17 protein-coding genes are annotated in these 18,062 nt (G+C 71.2%); 7 read left to right on the forward strand and 10 right to left on the reverse strand.

What is annotated here, in order from left to right:
- Window position 1: 1 nt before the first annotated feature.
- Window positions 2–985, forward strand: a complete 984-nt coding sequence (hemB, locus tag Vgi01_RS06015; RefSeq protein ID WP_204290385.1) for a porphobilinogen synthase — start codon at window positions 2–4, stop codon at window positions 983–985.
- 309 nt (window positions 986–1,294) lie between these two features.
- Window positions 1,295–1,798 carry a helix-turn-helix domain-containing protein gene (locus Vgi01_RS06020; protein ID WP_204290386.1) on the forward strand — a complete coding sequence of 168 codons (504 nt, stop codon included), beginning with the start codon at window positions 1,295–1,297 and terminating at the stop codon, window positions 1,796–1,798.
- Window positions 1,799–1,840: 42 nt separating this feature from the next.
- Here the strand turns inward: Vgi01_RS06020 and Vgi01_RS06025 are convergent, their stop codons facing one another.
- A complete protein-coding gene (locus tag Vgi01_RS06025; protein ID WP_204290434.1) occupies window positions 1,841–2,857 on the reverse strand; it encodes a GNAT family N-acetyltransferase in 1,017 nt (338 codons plus the stop codon).
- 72 nt (window positions 2,858–2,929) lie between these two features.
- Window positions 2,930–4,390 (reverse strand): lytic murein transglycosylase, encoded by a 1,461-nt coding sequence (locus Vgi01_RS06030; protein WP_373306878.1) that lies wholly within the window; start codon window positions 4,388–4,390, stop codon window positions 2,930–2,932.
- A 38-nt stretch (window positions 4,391–4,428) separates the two neighbouring features.
- Between Vgi01_RS06030 and Vgi01_RS06035 the strand changes: the two genes are divergently transcribed.
- Together Vgi01_RS06035 and Vgi01_RS06040 are read left to right on the forward strand one after the other, a co-directional pair.
- Window positions 4,429–4,647: an FmdB family zinc ribbon protein gene (locus tag Vgi01_RS06035; RefSeq protein WP_013736067.1), complete on the forward strand. Its 219-nt coding sequence runs from the start codon at window positions 4,429–4,431 to the stop codon at window positions 4,645–4,647.
- Between the two features lie 174 nt (window positions 4,648–4,821).
- A complete protein-coding gene (locus Vgi01_RS06040) occupies window positions 4,822–7,629 on the forward strand; it encodes an ATP-binding protein (RefSeq protein WP_204290388.1) in 2,808 nt (935 codons plus the stop codon).
- A gap of 79 nt (window positions 7,630–7,708) precedes the next feature.
- Here Vgi01_RS06040 and Vgi01_RS06045 read toward each other — a convergent pair whose 3' ends face one another.
- From Vgi01_RS06045 to Vgi01_RS06055, 3 genes are all read right to left on the reverse strand, one after another.
- Window positions 7,709–8,245, reverse strand: coding sequence for a phospholipase (locus tag Vgi01_RS06045; RefSeq protein ID WP_102658139.1), 537 nt, complete (start codon window positions 8,243–8,245; stop codon window positions 7,709–7,711).
- A gap of 191 nt (window positions 8,246–8,436) precedes the next feature.
- Window positions 8,437–9,162 (reverse strand): methyltransferase domain-containing protein, encoded by a 726-nt coding sequence (locus Vgi01_RS06050; protein ID WP_102658191.1) that lies wholly within the window; start codon window positions 9,160–9,162, stop codon window positions 8,437–8,439.
- 82 nt (window positions 9,163–9,244) lie between these two features.
- The gene (locus Vgi01_RS06055) at window positions 9,245–10,882 is read right to left on the reverse strand and encodes an ABC-F family ATP-binding cassette domain-containing protein (protein ID WP_204290389.1); all 1,638 of its coding nucleotides are present in this window, start codon (window positions 10,880–10,882) and stop codon (window positions 9,245–9,247) included.
- A gap of 146 nt (window positions 10,883–11,028) precedes the next feature.
- On the opposite strand from Vgi01_RS06055, the gene Vgi01_RS06060 reads away from it, so the two are divergent.
- The 3 genes from Vgi01_RS06060 (at window position 11,029) to Vgi01_RS06070 (ending at window position 12,644) form a co-directional block, all read left to right on the forward strand.
- Complete coding sequence (locus Vgi01_RS06060; protein ID WP_204290390.1) at window positions 11,029–11,781, forward strand: ROK family protein; 753 nt, start codon at window positions 11,029–11,031, stop codon at window positions 11,779–11,781.
- Between the two features lie 121 nt (window positions 11,782–11,902).
- Complete coding sequence (locus Vgi01_RS06065; RefSeq protein ID WP_102658136.1) at window positions 11,903–12,274, forward strand: tetratricopeptide repeat protein; 372 nt, start codon at window positions 11,903–11,905, stop codon at window positions 12,272–12,274.
- 115 nt (window positions 12,275–12,389) lie between these two features.
- Complete coding sequence (locus Vgi01_RS06070; RefSeq protein ID WP_030329768.1) at window positions 12,390–12,644, forward strand: Smr/MutS family protein; 255 nt, start codon at window positions 12,390–12,392, stop codon at window positions 12,642–12,644.
- 7 nt (window positions 12,645–12,651) lie between these two features.
- Here Vgi01_RS06070 and tsaD read toward each other — a convergent pair whose 3' ends face one another.
- From tsaD to Vgi01_RS06095, 5 genes are all read right to left on the reverse strand, one after another.
- Complete coding sequence (tsaD, locus tag Vgi01_RS06075; protein WP_102658135.1) at window positions 12,652–13,650, reverse strand: tRNA (adenosine(37)-N6)-threonylcarbamoyltransferase complex transferase subunit TsaD; 999 nt, start codon at window positions 13,648–13,650, stop codon at window positions 12,652–12,654.
- Window positions 13,637–14,248, reverse strand: coding sequence for an L-threonylcarbamoyladenylate synthase (locus tag Vgi01_RS06080; RefSeq protein ID WP_239088812.1), 612 nt, complete (start codon window positions 14,246–14,248; stop codon window positions 13,637–13,639). Before Vgi01_RS06080 ends, tsaD begins: the two co-directional genes overlap by 14 nt.
- On the reverse strand, window positions 14,241–14,966 hold the full coding sequence (gene tsaB, locus Vgi01_RS06085) for a tRNA (adenosine(37)-N6)-threonylcarbamoyltransferase complex dimerization subunit type 1 TsaB (protein WP_204290391.1): 726 nt from the start codon (window positions 14,964–14,966) through the stop codon (window positions 14,241–14,243). Before tsaB ends, Vgi01_RS06080 begins: the two co-directional genes overlap by 8 nt.
- Window positions 14,903–15,376, reverse strand: a complete 474-nt coding sequence (gene tsaE, locus Vgi01_RS06090; RefSeq protein WP_199180193.1) for a tRNA (adenosine(37)-N6)-threonylcarbamoyltransferase complex ATPase subunit type 1 TsaE — start codon at window positions 15,374–15,376, stop codon at window positions 14,903–14,905. Before tsaE ends, tsaB begins: the two co-directional genes overlap by 64 nt.
- A 132-nt stretch (window positions 15,377–15,508) precedes the next feature.
- Window positions 15,509–17,881 (reverse strand): M28 family peptidase, encoded by a 2,373-nt coding sequence (locus tag Vgi01_RS06095; RefSeq protein ID WP_204290392.1) that lies wholly within the window; start codon window positions 17,879–17,881, stop codon window positions 15,509–15,511.
- Window positions 17,882–18,062 lie beyond the last annotated feature (181 nt).

Raw genomic sequence — 18,062 nt, forward strand, 5'->3', positions numbered from 1 at the left:
CATGTCGTACCCCGAGCACCGGCCCCGCCGGCTGCGTCGCAACGCAGCCGTGCGGCGGCTGGTCGCCGAGACCCGCCCCGCCCCGGCCGAACTGGTCGTACCGATGTTCGTCAAGGAAGGGCTGACCGAGCCACGCCCGATTGGTTCGCTGCCGGGCGTGCTCCAGCACACCCGGGACTCACTGCGCAAGGCCGCGGTGGAGGCGGTACAGGCCGGCGTCGGCGGGATCATGCTCTTCGGGGTGCCGGCGGAGCGTGACGAGCGCGGGGCCGGCGGCATCGACCCCAACGGCATCCTCAACGTGGCGATCCGGGACGTGGTCTCCGAGGTCGGCGACGCGACAGTGGTGATGAGCGACCTCTGCCTGGACGAGTTCACCTCGCACGGGCACTGTGGGCTGCTCACCCCCGACGGCTCGGTGGACAACGACGCCACGCTCGCCGCGTACGCCGAGATGGCGGTGGCCCAGGCCGCCGCCGGGGTGTCGGTGGTCGGGCCGTCCGGGATGATGGACGGCCAGGTCGGCGTGGTACGCCGGGCGCTGGACGCGGCCGGTTACACCGACGTCGCGGTCCTCGCCTACGCGGCCAAGTACGCCTCGGCGTTCTACGGCCCGTTCCGCGAGGCGGTCGAGTCGGCGCTGGAGGGGGACCGGCGCACCTACCAGCAGGACCCGGCGAACCTGCGCGAGTCGCTGCGTGAGGTCGAGCTGGACGTGGCCGAGGGCGCCGACATGGTGATGGTCAAGCCGGCCCTGCCCTACCTCGACGTGATCTCGGCGGTCCGCGCCACGGTGCAGGTGCCGGTCGCCGCCTACCAGGTCTCCGGCGAGTACGCGATGGTCGAGGCGGCCGCCGCAAACGGCTGGATCGACCGCGAGCAGGTGATGTTGGAAACCCTCACCTCGATCCGGCGCGCGGGCGCGCAGATCATCCTCACCTACTGGGCCGTCGAAGCCGCCGAACTCCTCCGCCAGCGCTACTGACCCACACCGCGAGCCCAGCCGGGCAAGCATCCGTTCGGCCGGTCTGTGGCTGTCGCCGCTACCTCCTGCGGGCCCCTTTGCTCTGCTTCACTCCACGCACCGGTTTCGGCACCAGACCTGTGCGTGGGTTGAAGCAGAGCAAAGGGCCCTCGGCACAGATGGTCGGGTGGAGGATCGGGCTGGACAGGCGAGCCAAGGCCAGGGCGCACGCGCACGCCGGTGAGCGGCTGACCCAGATGGTCGACCGAGTTATCCACAGGCTTGTCCACAGGGGTCGCTCTGGTGGGGACGGGGTGGGCAGGGTGGGGCATGGCTTCCGTCTTCGAACCTCCGGATCTGGGTCCTACGCTCGGGTCGTTTCCCATCGCCGGTCTGGTGCGTCGGGCCCGGCGCATCGTCGGGCTCAGCCAGTTGCGGATGGCCCGTTTCGCGAAGGTCGCCCCGTCGACCGTTGCGCGGGTCGAGGCGGGGAGCCTGACGCCGAGTCTGGCAGTGTTGGAGCGGCTGCTCGGCTCAGCCGGGCTCTACCTCGTGGCGGTCGACCAGGAGGGGCGGATCGTGTACCCGATGGAGGTCTGGGACGACACCCGCGACGGCGCGGACCGACGCTATCCGGCGCACCTGAACACCATTCTCGATCCTGAGCCGGGCGAGTGGTGGGCGGACATCTACGGGCTTGCTCGCCCGCCGGAGACGTTCCATCGCTGCCCCGCCGATCGGGAGGCCCGGCGGCGGCGCAGCCAGTGGGAGGTGCGGGTGGCGAAGTACCGCAACGTGCCCCCGCCACCGGACCCTGGAAGCGGGCGCTACTGACCCCCGCTCAGCGGGACTGGAAGCGGAGGCTTCTGAGCCCGCTCAGCGGGAGTTGTCCAGGCGGTGCACCAGGTCGGCCACGTCCACGCTGTATTCACACCACTCGCGGTCGGGTCGGTATCCCAGCTCGGCGTTGACCTTGAGCATCGTCTCGTTGGCCTGGGCGTTCCAGGTCTGCACCTCGGTCAGCTGCGGCTCGGTCGAGCGCAACTCCAGCAGCATCCGGGCCTTGATCGCCCGGTCGATGCCGTAGCCGCGGTGGTCCTGCACCACGATCGTGTCGTACTGGTCGGCACGGGTGGGGTGCTGCACCGGCACCACCACCTCGGTCAGCCCGGCCACCTCGCCGGTCTGCCCGTGCAGGGCGAGCACGATGTAGGGCTTCATGCCGCGCCGGTGCAGGCAGTCCAGGCTGTCACGGAGCCGCTGCGGGTCGTACGAACTCGGCCGCAGCTCGCCGTCCTCGACGTCCCGGATCTCGGCCTTGGCCCGCGCGTACGCCTCGATCAGCTCGTCCGGTGGCCCACCCGGGTGGAACTGGACGTGGTAGCCCGCCCCGACCCCGGTGGACATCTCGGCCAACTCGGCCCAGGCGACGGCGGACAGGTCGAGCACGCTGCGGGTCTCGACGTACTCCCGGGCGAAGCCCAGCGACTCGTAGAAGGCGACGGCGGGAGTGCCGCCGACCACCTCCACCCCGATCGACTCGAAGCCCTCCTGGTAGACCCGACGGGCGGCGCGCAGGACGAGGTCCCGGCCGAGCCCGCCGCGCCGGACGGAGGGGTGCACCAGCACTTCCAGCACACCGATGTTGCCGAGCAGCAGCACGTGCACATGCCCCAGGATCGGCCCAGGGCTGCCGTCGGCGGCCGGCTCGGCCTGGGCCACCCAGGAAATCCGCCGCTCGCCCGGCATCACCTCGGCGAGATACTCCCGCAGACAGGTCTCGCGCCATGGCGGATCCTGCGGGAGATCGGTCGCCAGGACCGCGTTCAACGTGTCGAGCAGCGACGCGATCTCGGCGGACGACGCGTTCCTGGGGTCCCACTCGCGCACCATCACCCGTCTAGCTTGCCGTTAAGAGCAGCCTGGGGGAAGTGTCCAGTTCTCCAATGTATGGGGACGATCACTTCACGTACGACTGGCCTGTCCGTACCTGTTGGCAGTGTTGAAGACGTCCTGGGCGTACGGCCGGACGTTGTTGTACGACAGGATGGCGTTCCACCAGTCGCCCGGGATCGTCAGGTTGCGGTTGCCTTTGCACAGGTAGAGCCCGGCGGCCAGGGCCGCGTCGTGGATGTTGTGCGGGTCCTTGCGGCCGTCGTTGTCCGCGTCCGCGCCGATCTCCTGCCAGGTGGTCGGGATGAACTGCATCGGCCCGATCGCCCGGTCGTAGGTGGTGTCCCGGTCGAGTTCACCCCGGTCGGTGTCGGCGATCCGCATCCGACCGCCCTGGCCGTCCAACGGCAGGCCGATGATCTCCGGTACGGCCCGACCGTCCGGGCCCAGAGTCGCGTTGTTGGCCTGCCCGTGGCGTGATTCGACGAAGCCGATCGCGGCCAGGGTCGTCCAGCTCAGACCGCAGCTGCGGTTGGTCTCGGCGAGGACCAGCTCGGCATAGCCGTACGCCTGCATGGCGATCGGGTCGATGCCGGCCTTGGCGCCGACCTCCCGGGCCCAACCGGCGAGTGCGTCGGAGGGTCGTCCCCCCACCGGCACGCCACCGGGTGACGCGGTGGCGCCCGGTGCGTTCGGCGGCACCACACCCGGCGGTAGCGTCGCGTCGAAGGGCGGGAGGGCTCCGGGCGGCGGCGCCGCGTCCGTCGGTGACAGGTCGCCGGCGGTCCCACCGGCGGTGGCGTCGGCGGCGACCGGCTGCTGCGCGCCGATGGTCGCCGGCACCAGCATCGCGCCGACCATGGCGGTGGCCGCCACCAGCGCGAGGAGGAACACCCCGGGCAGGGTCAGTCGGCCACTCGGCCGCCGTGACCACTCCCGGGTCGCCCGAACCGCGACGCGCGGACCCGGCAGGCGTACGGCGTGTGCGAACCGCGTCCGCCGACGCCGAGCAACCGACGCCCCGCCCTCCGCTGGGGACGCCACCGCCGCGCCCTCGCCAACTGGCTTGCGTTCGGCCTTGCCGGCCGACTCATCTGCGGCCTTACTGTCCGGCGTGCTCTCGGCCTTGTCGGCCGGCTCGTCTGCGGCCTTGCTCGCTGGCTCGCCTTCGGCCTTGTCGGCTTTGTCGGCGGGCTGGTCGGCTGTCTTGGTGTCCGGGGCGGCCTCGGCGGCGGTGCTCTGTGGAGTGTCGCTGTCGGACTTGTCGGGCGCGGCCGATTGCGGGCCCGTGGGCGGCGGGACGACAGCTTCGGCACCGGCGTCGGCGCTGGGCGTCGCGGGCGCCTCGCTCGCCGGCTCGCTGGTCGACTCGCTGGTCGGCTCGGTGGCGCGTAGCCAGGGTCGGCGAGGTCGCGGCAGCCTGCGGGTCGGCCGGTCCGCTGCGACGTCGGATCCGGCGCGCGGCGTGGCCGGCCGGAGGGGGCGTAGGGGGGTGCTCTCGTCGCCGTCTGCCACCCGTCGAGTATCACCCATGTTCCGGTGGACGTCAGGTCCGGTCGTACCCTGATGTCATGCCCCGGTACGAGTTCCGTTGCCGCGCCTGCGGCGACACCTTCGAGGTCAACCGCCCGATGGCCCAGGCCGGTGAGCCGGCGTCCTGCCCTGCGGGGCACACCGACACGGTCAAGCTGCTCTCCACGATCGCCGTCACCGGCCGTGGTGCGGGTGCTGCCGGTGCCGCGCCGGCGCCCTCCGGTGGTGGCTGCTGCGGTGGCAGCTGCGGCTGTTAACCCGCTTCCGTACGGTTTTTTGCAGCGTCAGTTGCTGAAAAGGATGATGACTGTCTTGCCCGGACGCCCGGTCTGATGGCACCTTGGGGCGGAGCCTCGGCCGACCGTTCTCGCGATGCGTGACGATTCGGCTTCGTGAAGTATGAGGTCGAGGCCAGGGGGGAGGTGCCACGGGTGTCGTCACGGATCCACCTCCCGAGCGGCTGGGTGACGTTCGTCTTCACCGACATCGAGGGCTCCACTCGACTGGCACAGCTGCTCGGCCCCGGATACCGGCCGGTGCTGGCGGAACATCGCCGGCTGCTGCGCCGCACCATCGCCGCCACCGAGGGGGCGGAACTGCTGACCGAGGGCGACTCGTTCTTCCTGGCCTTCGGTGACGCCGGTGCCGCCCTGACCGCGTGCCTGACCGCCCAACGTGCGCTGCGCGAACACGAGTGGCCCACCCCGGAGGCCGCGCCCCGGGTACGGATGGGCCTGCACACCGGTTGGGCCGAGCCCCGCGACGGCGAGTACGCCAGCCCCGAGGTGCATCGGGCCGCCCGGGTGGCTGCCGCCGCCCATGGTGGTCAGGTGCTCTGCTCGGCGGCGACCGCGCAGCACGCCGATCCGTTGCCGGCCGGTGCTTCCCTGCTCGACCTCGGGCTGCACCGGTTGCGCGGGTTCGACGACCGGGAACGCCTCTTCCAACTCGTCGCCGCCGGATTGGAGCTGCAGTTCCCGCGGCCGCGTACCGCCGACGTGGAGGCGCACAACCTGCCCGTCCAGGTCACCTCGTTCATCGGCCGGCAGGCCGAGCGAGCCGAACTCCGACAGCTTGTCGCCCGGCACCGCCTGGTCACCGTGCTCGGCGCCGGTGGCGGTGGCAAGACCCGGCTGGCCGTGGAACTCGCCACCGACCTGGTCGAGGAATACCCGGACGGTGTCTGGTTCGTCGACATCGCCTCGGTCACCGACCCGGGGCTGGTGGCCTTCGCGATCGCCGCCGTGCTCGGGCTGCGTCCGGAGCCGGGCCGCCCCATGGTCGACACGCTTGTGGAGTACGCGGCCAACCGCCGGATGCTCATCGTGCTGGACACCTGCGACGCCCAACCGGCGGCCTGCGCGGACGTGGTGACCCGGTTGCTGGCCGGCGGGGGTGGGGTCCGCGTGCTGGCGACGACCCGGGAACCGCTGGCGCTGCCCGGTGAGGTGGTGTGGCGGATCCCGCCGCTGTCGGTCGATCCGTCCCCCGACGGTACCGAGAGCGACGCGGTCGCGTTGCTGCTGGACCGTACGGCGGCGGCCCGGGGCGGCCGACAGCCGGATCCGGCCGAGTCCGCCGACCTGCGTCGGGTGGTACGGCGGCTGGACGGTCTGCCGCTGGCCATAGAGTTGGCCGCCGCGCGGCTGCGGGTGCTCTCGGTCGGGCAGCTCGCCGAACGGCTCGACGATGTACTCGGCACCCTCGACGCAGGTCGGGACGACCCACCGCAGTCCTCGGCGGCCGAGGTGCCGGCCGTCGGTCGGGGTGCCCGCGCCGCAACGGCCGACGACGACCAGCCGGAGCGGTCGGCTCGGACGGCGATCGAACGGCACCTGACCATGCAGGCGACCGTCACCTGGTCGTACCGGACGCTCGGCCCTCGCGCCGCGCGGCTGCTGCGCTGGCTGGCGGTCTTCGCCGGCCCGGTGGATCTCGACACGGTGGAGTGGCTGCTCGGCGACGATCCACTGGACCCGCTCTCGGTGCTGGTGGACAAGTCCCTGGTCCTGGCCGAGCCGCACGCCTCGGGCTACACCTACCGGATGCTCGACCCGATCCGGGCGTACGCGGCCCGTCGGCTGGTCGAGGCCGGCGAGGAGCAGGACGCCCGGAACCGGCACGTGGCCTGGTCCGCGCACGCCCTGGAACAGGCCCATCTCGGCGCCGACGGGCAACCGGTGACCCTGTCGCTGTACGCGCTGGATCCCCTGGCCGGTGAGCTGCGTGCCGCCCTGCGCTGGTGCGCCACCGGTGGCAGCGCCCGGATCGGGCTGCGGTTGGCCGGTGGCCTGGAGCAGTGGTGGCGTGAGCGTGGGCTGGCGCGGGAGGGGCGGCTCTGGCTGTTCCGCCTGTACAGCAGGATCGCGGAGACCGGCGAGGTGATCCCGGAGGGGGAGCTGGCGGCGGCGTACCACCTGCACTCACTGCATGCCGGCGCCGACGGCGAGTACGCCGAGGAGCTGCGGTACTCGCAGCGGGCGGAGGCGGCGGCCCGGCAGGCCGGCGACGTCGGCCTGTTGGCCCGGGTGCTCGCCGGGCGGGCCGCCGCGCTCGTCGACATGGGGCAGTTCGCCGAGGCCGAGCGGATCTGCCGGGAGGTCATCGACTGGGCGCACGACCAGGGGGTGGAATCCGAGGCGCTGTTCGCCGTGTGTCGGCTCGCCGAGTTGCTGTGGCTGCGCGGCGCGTTGGACGAGGCGGCGGAGCTGCTCGGTGCGGCCCGACCGGTAGAGGCGGCCCGGCCGGTCGAGCGGGGCCGCCGGTCGGTGGACATGCTCCTCGGCATGGTCGCGTTGGCCCGGGGTGACCTGGTGGCCGCGCACGAGCACCTGCTGGCGGCGTTGCGTTCCCGGATGAACCATGGCTTCCACGGCCGCGCCTGCGACACGTTGAACGCCATCGCCGTACGGTGTGCTGTCGGGGGTGCGCCACTGACCGCGGCCCGTCTCTTCGGTGCGGCGCAGGCGACCCGGGCGAGTCTGCGCTCGACGCCGGGGATCTACGACGCCTACTGGACGCAGCAGCAGGTCGCGCTGCGACGTGTCCTGGGTGACGCCACCTTCGACGAGGCGTACGGCGAAGGTGCCGAGTTCGGCCTGGACGAGGCGGTGGCGTTGGCGCTCGGTGTCGAGCATCCGGACCTGGCCGCCGATTCCGCGCGCTTCGCGGGACGGGCCGGAGCCGGCGTGCCCCGCCAGTCGGCTGGCGCTGCCGATCGCCACAGCGAACACGCCTGAAGAGGTTCGTCGACGCGGGCCGGCTGTCACCTGCTCGCACCGGCACCGGGCCCCGGCGGGACCCGGTGCCGGTACCCGGTCAGAGTCGGGCGCGGCGCTCGGCGTCGGCCTTCATCCGGGCGGCCCGGTCGATGTCGGCCTGTTCGACGGCGGCAACCGAGCCGAAGATGGAGACGGCCTGGTAGTAGGTCCAGGCGAGGCTGGTGCAGGCCGGCCGGACGACGGAGTTGTAGGTGGCGCAGACCCGCTTCAGGTCCTCGTAGAAGGCGCTGTCCAGGCGGGACTTGTTGGCGCTGAACTGGCCGACCGCCTTGTAGTTGCGGTAGCCGAAGTCGTGCCGGAAGCAGGAGAGGGAGAAGTTGAAGCCGAGCGGGTTGTCCGGGCTGGACGAGCAGTAGTCGGTGGACCAGTCGAACTTGTACTCCGCCCACGCGGCGCGGTTCTGCCGGGCCGAGTTCCAGGCGTTGTAGCTGCTGACGCTGGTCTGCGTCCAGCTCGACAGCACGGACAGCTTCTGTGCCGGGGTGACGGCCGCTGCCGCGGGGGAGGCGGTGGCGAACGCGGTGAGCAGCGCGAGAGTGCCTGCGGTGAGGAGGGTGGCGAGTCGTCTGAGCACTTGGGGGAACCTCCGCGGGGTGTGCGGTGGACGGGTGGTTACCGGCGAGTCACCGGCTCCATCAGTGTCGATCAATGCTTTGACGGCTGGGTGTTACTGGCGGGAAATATTGATGACCTGCGCTGAAACAGACGAATGCCCCGGGAGCCAGGTGCTCCCGGGGCATCCGCCACCAGCGTGGCGCTACCGAACTAATCGAAGAAACGGGCCATGTGGGTGGGGGAAGGGCCGTCGTCGTCGGGCCCGAGCGGGGTCAGGTCCGCGAAGATCGAGGCGCCGTCGGTGCCGGCGTGCAGCGGATACCAGCGCGGTGTGCCCGGTGGACGCATGACGCAGACACCCTTGATCGTCTGTACGTCCAGCAGGCGGACATGGGTCGGATCGGCCACCGCGTTCACGTGCCCCCACCACGGGCTCATCACGTGCAGTACGCCGCCCGGGCGGAGCACCCGGTGGCACTCGTCCAGCAGCGGCAGGAAATCGATCAGGTGCTCCAGGATGTGCACCGCGAACAGCACGTCCACGGAGTCGTCGGCGAGGGGGAGCGAACCCGACAGGTCGGCCACCGCATCCACCCCGGGCGCCGGGAAGATGTCCAGCCCCAGGTTGCCCGGCCACTGCTTGGTGGCCCCGCACCCGAGGTCCACCACCACCGGATCACGCCCGCCCACCCCTACCCGGCACCAGATGCCGAAGACTCCGGCCAGCCGGCCGACCCGGTCGCGTACCAGCCGTAGCTGCGCCGGCTCGTCGACCTCGCCGGTCAGGTGGGCGACGCCCCGGTCGAAGCGCACCTCGACCCGCAGCGAGCGCAGTCGATCGTCGTGCCGGACCTGGTCCGCCCACGCCTCGGTGAGGAATCCGTCCACCGCCCGCAGCCGCTCGGCCGAGGGCGGAGTGTGTGCCAACGCCACCATCCAGGCCACCTCCGGCCGCCCGTTACCCGGATCTGTGACCGGTATGCGTCGGATGTCCCAGAAGATGCCCCGCGCCTGGGGCTCAGGACTCCACGATCCGCCCGGCGGACACCTCCAGCCGGCGGTCGAGGCGTACCGCGTCGAGCATCCGTCGATCGTGGGTCACCAGCAGCAGCGTGCCCGGGTAGCTGTCCAGCGCCGATTCCAGTTGCTCGATGGCCGGCAGATCCAGATGGTTGGTCGGCTCGTCCAGCACCAGCAGGTTGACCCCGCGCCCCTGCAACAAAGCCAGGGCGGCCCGGGTCCGCTCGCCGGGGGACAACGTCGCGGCCGGGCGCAGCACGTGCTGCGCCCGCAGACCGAACTTGGCCAGCAGCGTCCGCGCGTCGGCGGGCGACAGGTCCGGTACGGCCGCCCGGAAGGCGTCCAACAGGGGTACGTCCCCGAGGAACAGCCCACGGGCCTGGTCCACCTCGCCGACCACCACCCCCGGGCCGAGCGCGGCCTGACCGTCGGCCAGCGGCAGGCGGCCCAGCAGGGCACCCAGCAGGGTCGACTTGCCGGACCCGTTCGCCCCGGTCACCGCCACCCGGTCCGCCCAGTCGATCTGGAGGTTCACCGGTCCGAGAGTGAAGTCGCCCCGGCGTACCACGGCGTCGCGGAGGGTGGCCACCACGGCGCCGGCGCGGGGTGCGGCGGCGATCTCCATCCGCAGTTCCCACTCCTTGCGTGGCTCCTCCACCACGTCCAACCGTTCGATCAGCCGCTCGGTCTGCCGGGCCTTGGCGGCCTGCTTCTCGCTCGCCTCGGAGCGGAACTTGCGGCCGATCTTGTCGTTGTCGGTGGCCTTGCGCCGGGCGTTGCGGACCCCCTTGTCCATCCACGACCGCTGAGTTCGGGCGCGAGCCTCCAACGAGGCCTTCGTGTCGGCGTACTCCTCGAACTCGGCTCGTGCCTGGCGGCGCGCCACCTCCCGCTCCTCCAGGTATGCCCCGTACCCGCCGCCGAACTGGTTGACCTGCTGCTGATGCAGGTCCAACTCCAGCACCCGGGTCACCGTCCGGGTCAGGAACTCCCGGTCGTGACTGACAAGCACCGTGCCGGCCCGCAAGCCGGTGACGAACTGCTCCAACCGGTCCAGCCCGGCCAGATCCAGGTCGTTCGTGGGCTCGTCGAGCAGGAACACGTCGTACCGGCTGAGCAGCAGTGAGGCCAGCCCGGCGCGGGCCGCCTGACCACCGGAGAGGCCGGTCATCTCCTGATCGAGATCGACGGTGAGCCCCAACTCGGCGGCCACCTCCTCGGCCCGCTCGTCCAGATCCGCCCCGCCCAGGCCGAGCCAGCGCTCCAGGGCGTCCGCGTAGGCGTCGTCCGCTCCCGGCGTACCGGCGGTCAGCGCCTCGGTCGCCGCGTCGAGAGCGGCCTGCGCGCCGGTCACCCCGGTACGGCGGGCCAGGAACGCCCGTACCGTCTCGCCGGGTCGCCGATCCGGCTCCTGCGGCAGATGTCCGATGCTCGCGCCGGGCGGGCTCACCGTGACGCTGCCGGCCTCCACCGGCAACAAACCGGCGAGGGTACGCAGCAAGGTCGACTTGCCCGCACCATTGGGCCCGACCAGGCCGATCACGTCGCCCGGAGCCACCACCAGGTCCAACCCGGTGAACAGGCTCCGGTCCCCGTGGCCGGCGGCAAGGTCCTTGACGATCAACGTGGCGCTCACAAGCAGCCGAGCCTACCCGTGGACCCGTCAGCGGTCGCCGGATTAAGTCCCTCGTCGCCCACCTGCCGCCGGTTCCGCCTGTCGGTCGAGGATGGTTGCGGTGACCTGCCGTGCCAGCCGGCGGCGCACGAGGCAGACTCACGGTCGTGCAGACCACTCTGGCGATCGACTGCGGCGGCGGTGGGATCAAGGCGTCCGTGCTCGACGGCGCGGGCACCATGCGGGCGCAACCGCTGCGGGTGCCCACGCCGTACCCTCTGCCGCCGGAACTGTTCGTCAAGACCCTGCTCGACCTGGGAACCCGGCTGCCGTCGGCGGACCGGGTCACGGTCGGGATGCCGGGCATGATCCGCCACGGCGTGGTGGTGGCCACCCCGCACTACGTGACCCGCTCCGGCCCCCGCAGCCGCGTCGACCCGGCCCTGCTCGCCGAGTGGTCCGGGTACGACGCACGCACCGCCCTCGCCAGTGCGTTCGGGCTGCCCACCCTGGTGCTCAACGATGCCGAGGTGCACGGTGCCGGGGTGGTCGCCGGTACCGGCTGCGAACTGGTGCTGACCCTGGGCACCGGGCTGGGCAGCGCACTGTTCGACGGCGGTCGGCTCGCGCCGCACCTGGAGCTGTCGCACGCCCCGGTGCGCTGGGGCACGACGTACGACACGTACGTCGGTGAACCGGAACGCCGTCGCCTCGGCGACGCGTTCTGGTCCCGGCGGATCCGCCAGGTGGTGGACGGGCTGCGCCCGGTGTTCCGCTGGGACCGGCTCTACCTCGGCGGCGGCAACTCCCGACTGATCCGCCCCGAACAGCTCGCCCGGATGGGCGACGACGTGGTCGTGGTCCCCAACAGCGCCGGCATCGTCGGCGGCGTCCGCGCCTGGGACCTCGCCCCCGTGTAAGGGCCCTCGCCTGCCGCCGAGGCCCGTGTGGGCGCGCACGGAGCGGCCGGGGAACACTCGTGGTACGTCCGGTGTTGTGCCAGCGTCGGGACAGTGCTGCGGCACGGAAGGGGTGATCGGAGTGGATCTTTTGACCGAGTACCGGCGGGCGACCCTGTTCTTCGAGTCGGGCGACCCGACCGGAGCGGCCCGGCTGCTCGAACCGATCATCGAGGCCGAGCCGGACAACGCGGCGGTACGGCAGCTGCTGGCCCGGGCGTACTTCCAGTCCGCCCAGCTCGGCCGCGCCGAGGAGCACCTGCGGGAGCTGGTCGACCGCAACCCCAGCGACCACTACGCCCACCACGTGCTGGGACGGACGCTGGAACGGCTCAACCGGCACACCGACGCGCTGCGTCACCTGCGCATCGCGGCGGCCATGCACAACGCCAACAACGACTACACGACCGCCCTGCGGCGGGTCGAGACCCGGCTCGGCACACGCGCCCGCTGAGCACCGGCAGATCCGAAGGGGCAGCCCGCACGGGCTGCCCCTTCGGCGTGTCCGGACCGACCACCGCCCTGCCTACCATGGCTCCCAAGGGAACCGACCGGACGGTGGACGCGGCATGAAACTGAAGCTGGACCTGCACGAGATCTTCAACAAGGGCCACGACATCGACCGCGCGCTGCGCGGGATCATGGACGAGGCGGTGGCGAAGAAGGCCACTCTCGTCGAGATCATCCCCGGCAAGGGCTCCGGCCAGCTCAAGAAGCGGGTGCTGCGCTTTCTCGACCAGAAGGACGTCAAGCAGCTCTACCACCGGGTCGAAAAGGACTCCAAGAACTTCGGCCGCCTCTTCGTCCACTTCCGCTGGAAATAAGGGCTGGTCAGTACTGTTCGATGCTCAGCCTCGACGTGGGGGCCAGGTCGGTGCCCTGGCCGGCTCGTACGTAGTCCCAGGCCGCCAGTGCGATCATCGCGGCGTTGTCCGTCGACCATTTCAGCGGCGGCAGGCACAGCTTGACGTCCAGGGATTCGCACAACTTGCCGGCGACCTCTCGCAATTGCGGGCTGGCCGCGACACCGCCGACGATGACCAGGGACTCGGAGGGGTATTCGACAAGTGCGCGCTCGCATTTCTGGGTGAGCACGTCGAGGCAGGCGGCCACGAAGGAGGCCGCGACATCCGCGGCTTCGAGGTTCGGATCGCTTTCGAGTAGCCGGCGGACGGCCGTCTTGAGCCCGGAGAACGAGAAGTTGAGGCCGTCGCCGAGCATCGGACGGGGCAGCCCGAAACGGTCCTGGCCCTGAAGCGCCAGGCGGTCGATGACCGGGCCGCCCGGATAGCCCAGGCCCAGCATCCGCGCCACCTTGTCGTACGCCTCGCCGACCGAGTCGTCGCGGGTGGAGCCGACCAGGGAGATCGTGTCCTGATCACGCATGTGGGCCAGCAGGGTGTGGCCGCCGGAGACGAGCAGGATCAGGGCCGGGTAGGAGACCCGGCGCTCGTTCAGGTCGGCGCTGCGAAGGTGGCCGCGCAGGTGGTTGATGCCCAGGACCGGAAGTCCCCAGCCCTGTCCGAGCCCGCGCGCGGTGTCCACGCCCACCATCAGCGAGCCGATGAGACCGGGGCCCCGGGTGACCCCGATGGCCCGCAGATCCTTCGGTCGGATGCCTGCGTCCTCGATCGCCATCCGTACCGCGGGGATCGCCTTGTCGACGTGGGCGCGGCTCGCCACTTCCGGATAGACCCCGCCGTAACGATCGTGGAGGCTGGCCTGCGAGACGATGACCGACGACAAGACCGTGCCGTCCTCCGCGACCACGGCGGCCGCCGTGTCGTCGCACGAGGATTCAATTCCGAGAATCAACTCACCGGTCGACATTCAGCACCCTCAGGATTTCGGTTTCGGACACCACCCCGACCCGTTCCACGACGGGTGGATCTTTTCGGCAGTTCACAAGTGTGGAAGGCACCTTGGACAGCGGCCCTCGGTCAACTGTCACGTCGGGTTCGAACAGCAGTGAAGACAGGATAGATGGCACATTTTCGTGGGTCGGGCCACCGCTGATGTTGGCGCTGGTGACCAGGAGCGGCCCGGTCTGCGCCAGGATGGTGAGCATCGCCGGATGCGCCGGGATGCGCACCGCCACCTCGTCCCGCCCCGCCAGCCAGGCCGGACGCCGGCCGTCCTCGGCGAAGCCAACCGCCAGCGTGAGCGGGCCAGGCATGTACGGCGACTCGAGGCAGCGCGAGCACGCCTCGTTGATGTCGACTCCCAGCTCGCTCAACTGCTCGCCGGAGCCGACCATGACGGGAAGGTTCTTCTCCCGGGGCCGGCCCTTCATGGCGAACAGTCGGTCGATCGCCGTCGGGCTGTCCGGGCGTACCGCGAGCCCGTAGACGGTGTCCGTCGGCAGGAGGGCGACCCCTCCCGCCAGGATGATCTCCGCGGCCCTGGTCAGCTCGTCGAGGTCACTCAAGGAACGTTTCCGATTCCTCGGTCAGTGGGCCCACGGGGCCGGGTGACATGCGCTCCTCGCCTGCCTGTGCCATCGCAAGGAGCGTGCTGGCGTCAGGTGCTGCCGGACCTCCGTCCTGCACCTTCAGGCTTGTCGAAACGTCCGTCATCTCGGGCCGGTACGCGCCGACCACTGTCAACGAATCGAAGCCCTGCTCGGCCAGGGAATTGGCCACCTCGTCGATGATGACCCAGTAGTCGCCTCGCCTGAGCGTGGCCGGTCGGCCGGGGACGTAGATGCCGGCGTAGACCTCGCTGCTGGCGACACCGCGGGCCGGGCGCAGCGCCAGCACGGGCGAATCCGCCGGTACGGAATGGGCCATCACGCTCAGCGAATCCGTGGCGTACATCGGCAGATCCAACGCGTACGCCAGACCGTTGGCGTACGCGACGCCCGCCCGCACCGACGTGAGGTTTCCCGGGCCGATGTCCACGGCGACCGCGGCGAGGTCGCTGCTGCGGATGCCGGCCTCGGCGAGAGCCTTGTCCACGAGTCCGGCGATGCCGTCGAAATCCGGCTCGAAGCGGGTGGTCGTCAGCCTGACGCTTGCCGCGCTGTCGGTGCCGATGGCGACGGAGTAATCCTTGGTGGATGTCTCGATCGCAAGAATGGCTTTCACTTTACCGCCTGGGTGATTCGACGCTCTAGCTCTTGCAGGACCGGCTGCCAGCGCTGGCATTCCGACGACAGGGTGAAAGTCCGAACCTCGGAACCGGGCTGGGAGGCGATTTCCACCTGGAGATGACACGGGAACTCCCCGGAGACCAGGTCGCCCCACTCGACAAGCGTGACGCACTCGTCGGCATAATCGGCCAACCCCAGATCGCGGTATTCGGCGACGTTGGAGAGCCGGTAGGTGTCGACGTGCAGGACCGTTGTCTCGGTGCCTCGGTAGAAGTTCGCGAGCGTGAAGGTCGGGCTGGTCACCTCGTCGGTGCAGCCCAGTGAATCGGCGAGCGCCTGCACGAAGGCGGTCTTTCCCGCACCGAGATCCCCTCGGAGCAGCACGGCGTCCCCGGCGGAGAGGCATGGTGCGAGGGCAGCCGCCAAGGCATGAGTCTCCGAAAGACTCTTGGCGACATACTCCAAGCTAGCCATCATCACCCCACATTTTCCGGGTCGCGGTTCCAGACCATTTGATCTTTGATCTTTCAAGCTGCGGCTACACATGTTACCCGGCTAAGGGCTGGATACCTCTGGGCAGGATCGCCGAGCGGTGGGTCACAGGGCATAGGTGCGGGCCACGGCGAGCATCTCGGAGCTGTGCGAGCCGACCACGCCGACGCCAGCAGGGCGAGGACGGAAACCGGGCAGCGCGTCGAGGCCGTCGCTGACGTCCGTCGCCCGCAGCGCGACAGGCGCTGCCGACGGTACGACGGTCAGGACGACCTCGAATCCCTCCGTCGGTGGGGCGTGGAAGACCACACCGAAGCCCCACCGGCCCTCGCGCTGCTCGACCGGCACCGGGCGACCGGCCACCTGAGCGCTGCGGACCACCGCCGTCGAGGTGTCCACGTGCAGGGTGGCCAGGCGTACCTGCCGTTGGGGGGTGAGCCGCAGCCGTAGGGTGCGTTCCCCGGCCGTGCTGGTGTCGGCCAGCACCTCCAGCCGGGGCGCGGGCAGGTCGGTGGCCTGCGCCGGGCCGCCGAGCAGTTCGTCGCGGCCGAAGCCGGGGAAGTCGTCGGCGATGGAGACCGTCGCGTCGACGTACTGCGCGGTCCAGGGTTGTGGGTCGGATTCGAGGCTGAGCCAGCGGGCCTGGCCGGTGTCGGCGTCCAGGGCGTACATCAGGTGGGTGGGTGCGGGATGCGCGGCGTCGAACCGGTTGACGGCGAGCCCCACCCCGGCGAGCACCACCGCCGCCAGCGCGGCGGCACCGGCGGGCAGCATGCCGCGGCGGCGGGCCCGCAACGCGTCCATGCCCCGCTGGCCACCGGCCTGCGGATGCAGCAGGTCCACCACCGGCAGGGCGGCCAGGCCGAGCAGTACCGCGAACAGCGCCGCGACGCCGCCCATCGCCATGCCCAGCGCCGGGAAGAGCAGCACCACCACGGGCAGCAGGATGACCACCGCCACCGCGCCGGCCAGGGTCACCGCGATCACCGGCACCGGGCCGTCGATGCGGGCGGCCACCGCGACCAGCCCGGCGAGCACGCCGGCCAGGGCAGGCAGCGTCGCCAGGTACGCCCCACCCGGCACCAGCACCGCGAGCAGTACGCCGAGCAGCGCCAGCCAGCCCAGTCCGCCGATGGCCAGCGCGGCGGGACCGACCCGTCGCCGGGTCAGCGCGTACCAGGCGAACAGCACGGCGGCGGCGAGCGCCAGCACGGCCAGCCGGTACCAGATCGGCCGGTACGGGTCGAGCAGCATGGCGTTGCCGGGCCGGATGACGCCGATCGCGGCCCAGAGCAGCTGAGCGCCAAGCGGGGCGACCACGATCGGTACCAGGGCCAGCCCGAACCCGGCGGCCAACCGACCACCGGTGACCCGACCTCGACGCCGCGCCCACCAGCCGAGGACGATCACCCCGGCGAGCGCGAGCAGCGCCAACGGCAGCACCAGCGGTCCGGGGTAGCGGGCCAGGCCACCGGGGATCGGGAAGTAGGTGGCGTCGTGGTCGGCGGTCAGGTCGGCCAGGTCGATCCGGCCGAATTCGCGGGCCAGGCCGAGCGTGTTGGCGCCGTGGTGCTGGAGGCTGGCCCGGTTCATCGACTCGGGGGTGTCCAGCGGGGTGTGGTAGATCGCGCCGCCGTCCAGGTAGGCCGAGTTCAGCCCGACGAATTCATGATCGAGGAAGGCGGTGAAGTCGGTGTCGTTGGGCAGCGCGCGGTAGACCTCCACGGCGAACGAGGTGCCGACGGGATGCGGCGCGGCCCGACCGAAGACGTCGACGAGCGCGGCGTTCTCCGGCGAGGTCTCGAACATGATCACCGGCCCGGTGCTGCCGCGGGCCTCCAGGTTGAGCACCACGCCCCTGCCGGCGGCCAGCGGATGGTCGGCGGCGAACGCCGACGCTCCGCACAGGCAGGCCTCCTCGGCGTCGGTGAAGACGAAGACGAGATCGTTTCGAGGTTGTGGGCCGCTGGTCAGCGCTCGGGCCACCTCCAGGATGGCGGCGACGCCCGCTCCGTTGTCGTTGCCGCCCGGCCCGGTCTGCACCGCGTCGTAGTGGGCCACCAGGAACACCGTGCCCGTCGGGTCGGTGCCGGCCAACCGGGCCACCACGTTGCGTACGCGGGCCAGCGTGGCGCCACCCGCGGCCCCGCTGAGTTGACCTGCCTCTTCGGCGACGGTGTCCTGTACCTCGGGGGTCAGCCCCAGCGCGCGTAGCCGGGCCTCCAGATAGGCCCGGACCTCGTCGTTGGCGGCGCTGCCGGCGGGGTGTCGCTGGCGCGCGACGGCCGACACGTGCTCGTACGCCCGCTCGGCGCTGAACTCGTCGCGTGGTGCGTCGGCCGGCCGGGGGGTCGGTGGGCGGATGGCGAGCAGCGCGAGTGTGCCGACGGCGGCGAGGGCGACCAGGGCGGCGAGCGCGGCGACCAGGCGGTGACGCGGTCGGGACAGGGCACGATCGGCGGCGGGGGGTGCGCCCACGACAGGCTCCTCGGGGGTGGGGTGGGTGCACATCATCCTCTATGTCGCTCCAGGGCGCTCCGTCGTGTTGTGTGCGAACGTTGTCTAATACAGGATCAGCAGGGCACTCGGAAGGAGCCCAACATCACCAGCGATCTCCCGCCCGTCGCGGCGGTGGGCCGGCCGCACCGAGGGACCGCCA

The sequence above is a fragment of the Micromonospora gifhornensis genome, assembly GCF_016863515.1.
Taxonomy (GTDB): domain Bacteria; phylum Actinomycetota; class Actinomycetes; order Mycobacteriales; family Micromonosporaceae; genus Micromonospora; species Micromonospora gifhornensis.

Excerpts from the sequence above, each read along its gene's own strand:
- Vgi01_RS06050 (WP_102658191.1), bottom strand. The coding sequence starts at position 9,162 with ATGGTGGCGTTGGCACACACTCCGCCCTCGGCCGAGCGGCTGCGGGCG.
- Vgi01_RS06030 (WP_373306878.1), bottom strand. The coding sequence starts at position 4,390 with ATGGGTGATACTCGACGGGTGGCAGACGGCGACGAGAGCACCCCCCTA.
- Vgi01_RS06025 (WP_204290434.1), bottom strand. The coding sequence starts at position 2,857 with ATGGTGCGCGAGTGGGACCCCAGGAACGCGTCGTCCGCCGAGATCGCG.
- Vgi01_RS06020 (WP_204290386.1), top strand. The coding sequence starts at position 1,295 with ATGGCTTCCGTCTTCGAACCTCCGGATCTGGGTCCTACGCTCGGGTCG.
- tsaD (WP_102658135.1), bottom strand. The coding sequence starts at position 13,650 with ATGTCGACCGGTGAGTTGATTCTCGGAATTGAATCCTCGTGCGACGAC.
- hemB (WP_204290385.1), top strand. The coding sequence starts at position 2 with ATGTCGTACCCCGAGCACCGGCCCCGCCGGCTGCGTCGCAACGCAGCC.
- Vgi01_RS06035 (WP_013736067.1), top strand. The coding sequence starts at position 4,429 with ATGCCCCGGTACGAGTTCCGTTGCCGCGCCTGCGGCGACACCTTCGAG.
- tsaB (WP_204290391.1), bottom strand. The coding sequence starts at position 14,966 with ATGCCAGCGCTGGCAGCCGGTCCTGCAAGAGCTAGAGCGTCGAATCAC.
- Vgi01_RS06070 (WP_030329768.1), top strand. The coding sequence starts at position 12,390 with ATGAAACTGAAGCTGGACCTGCACGAGATCTTCAACAAGGGCCACGAC.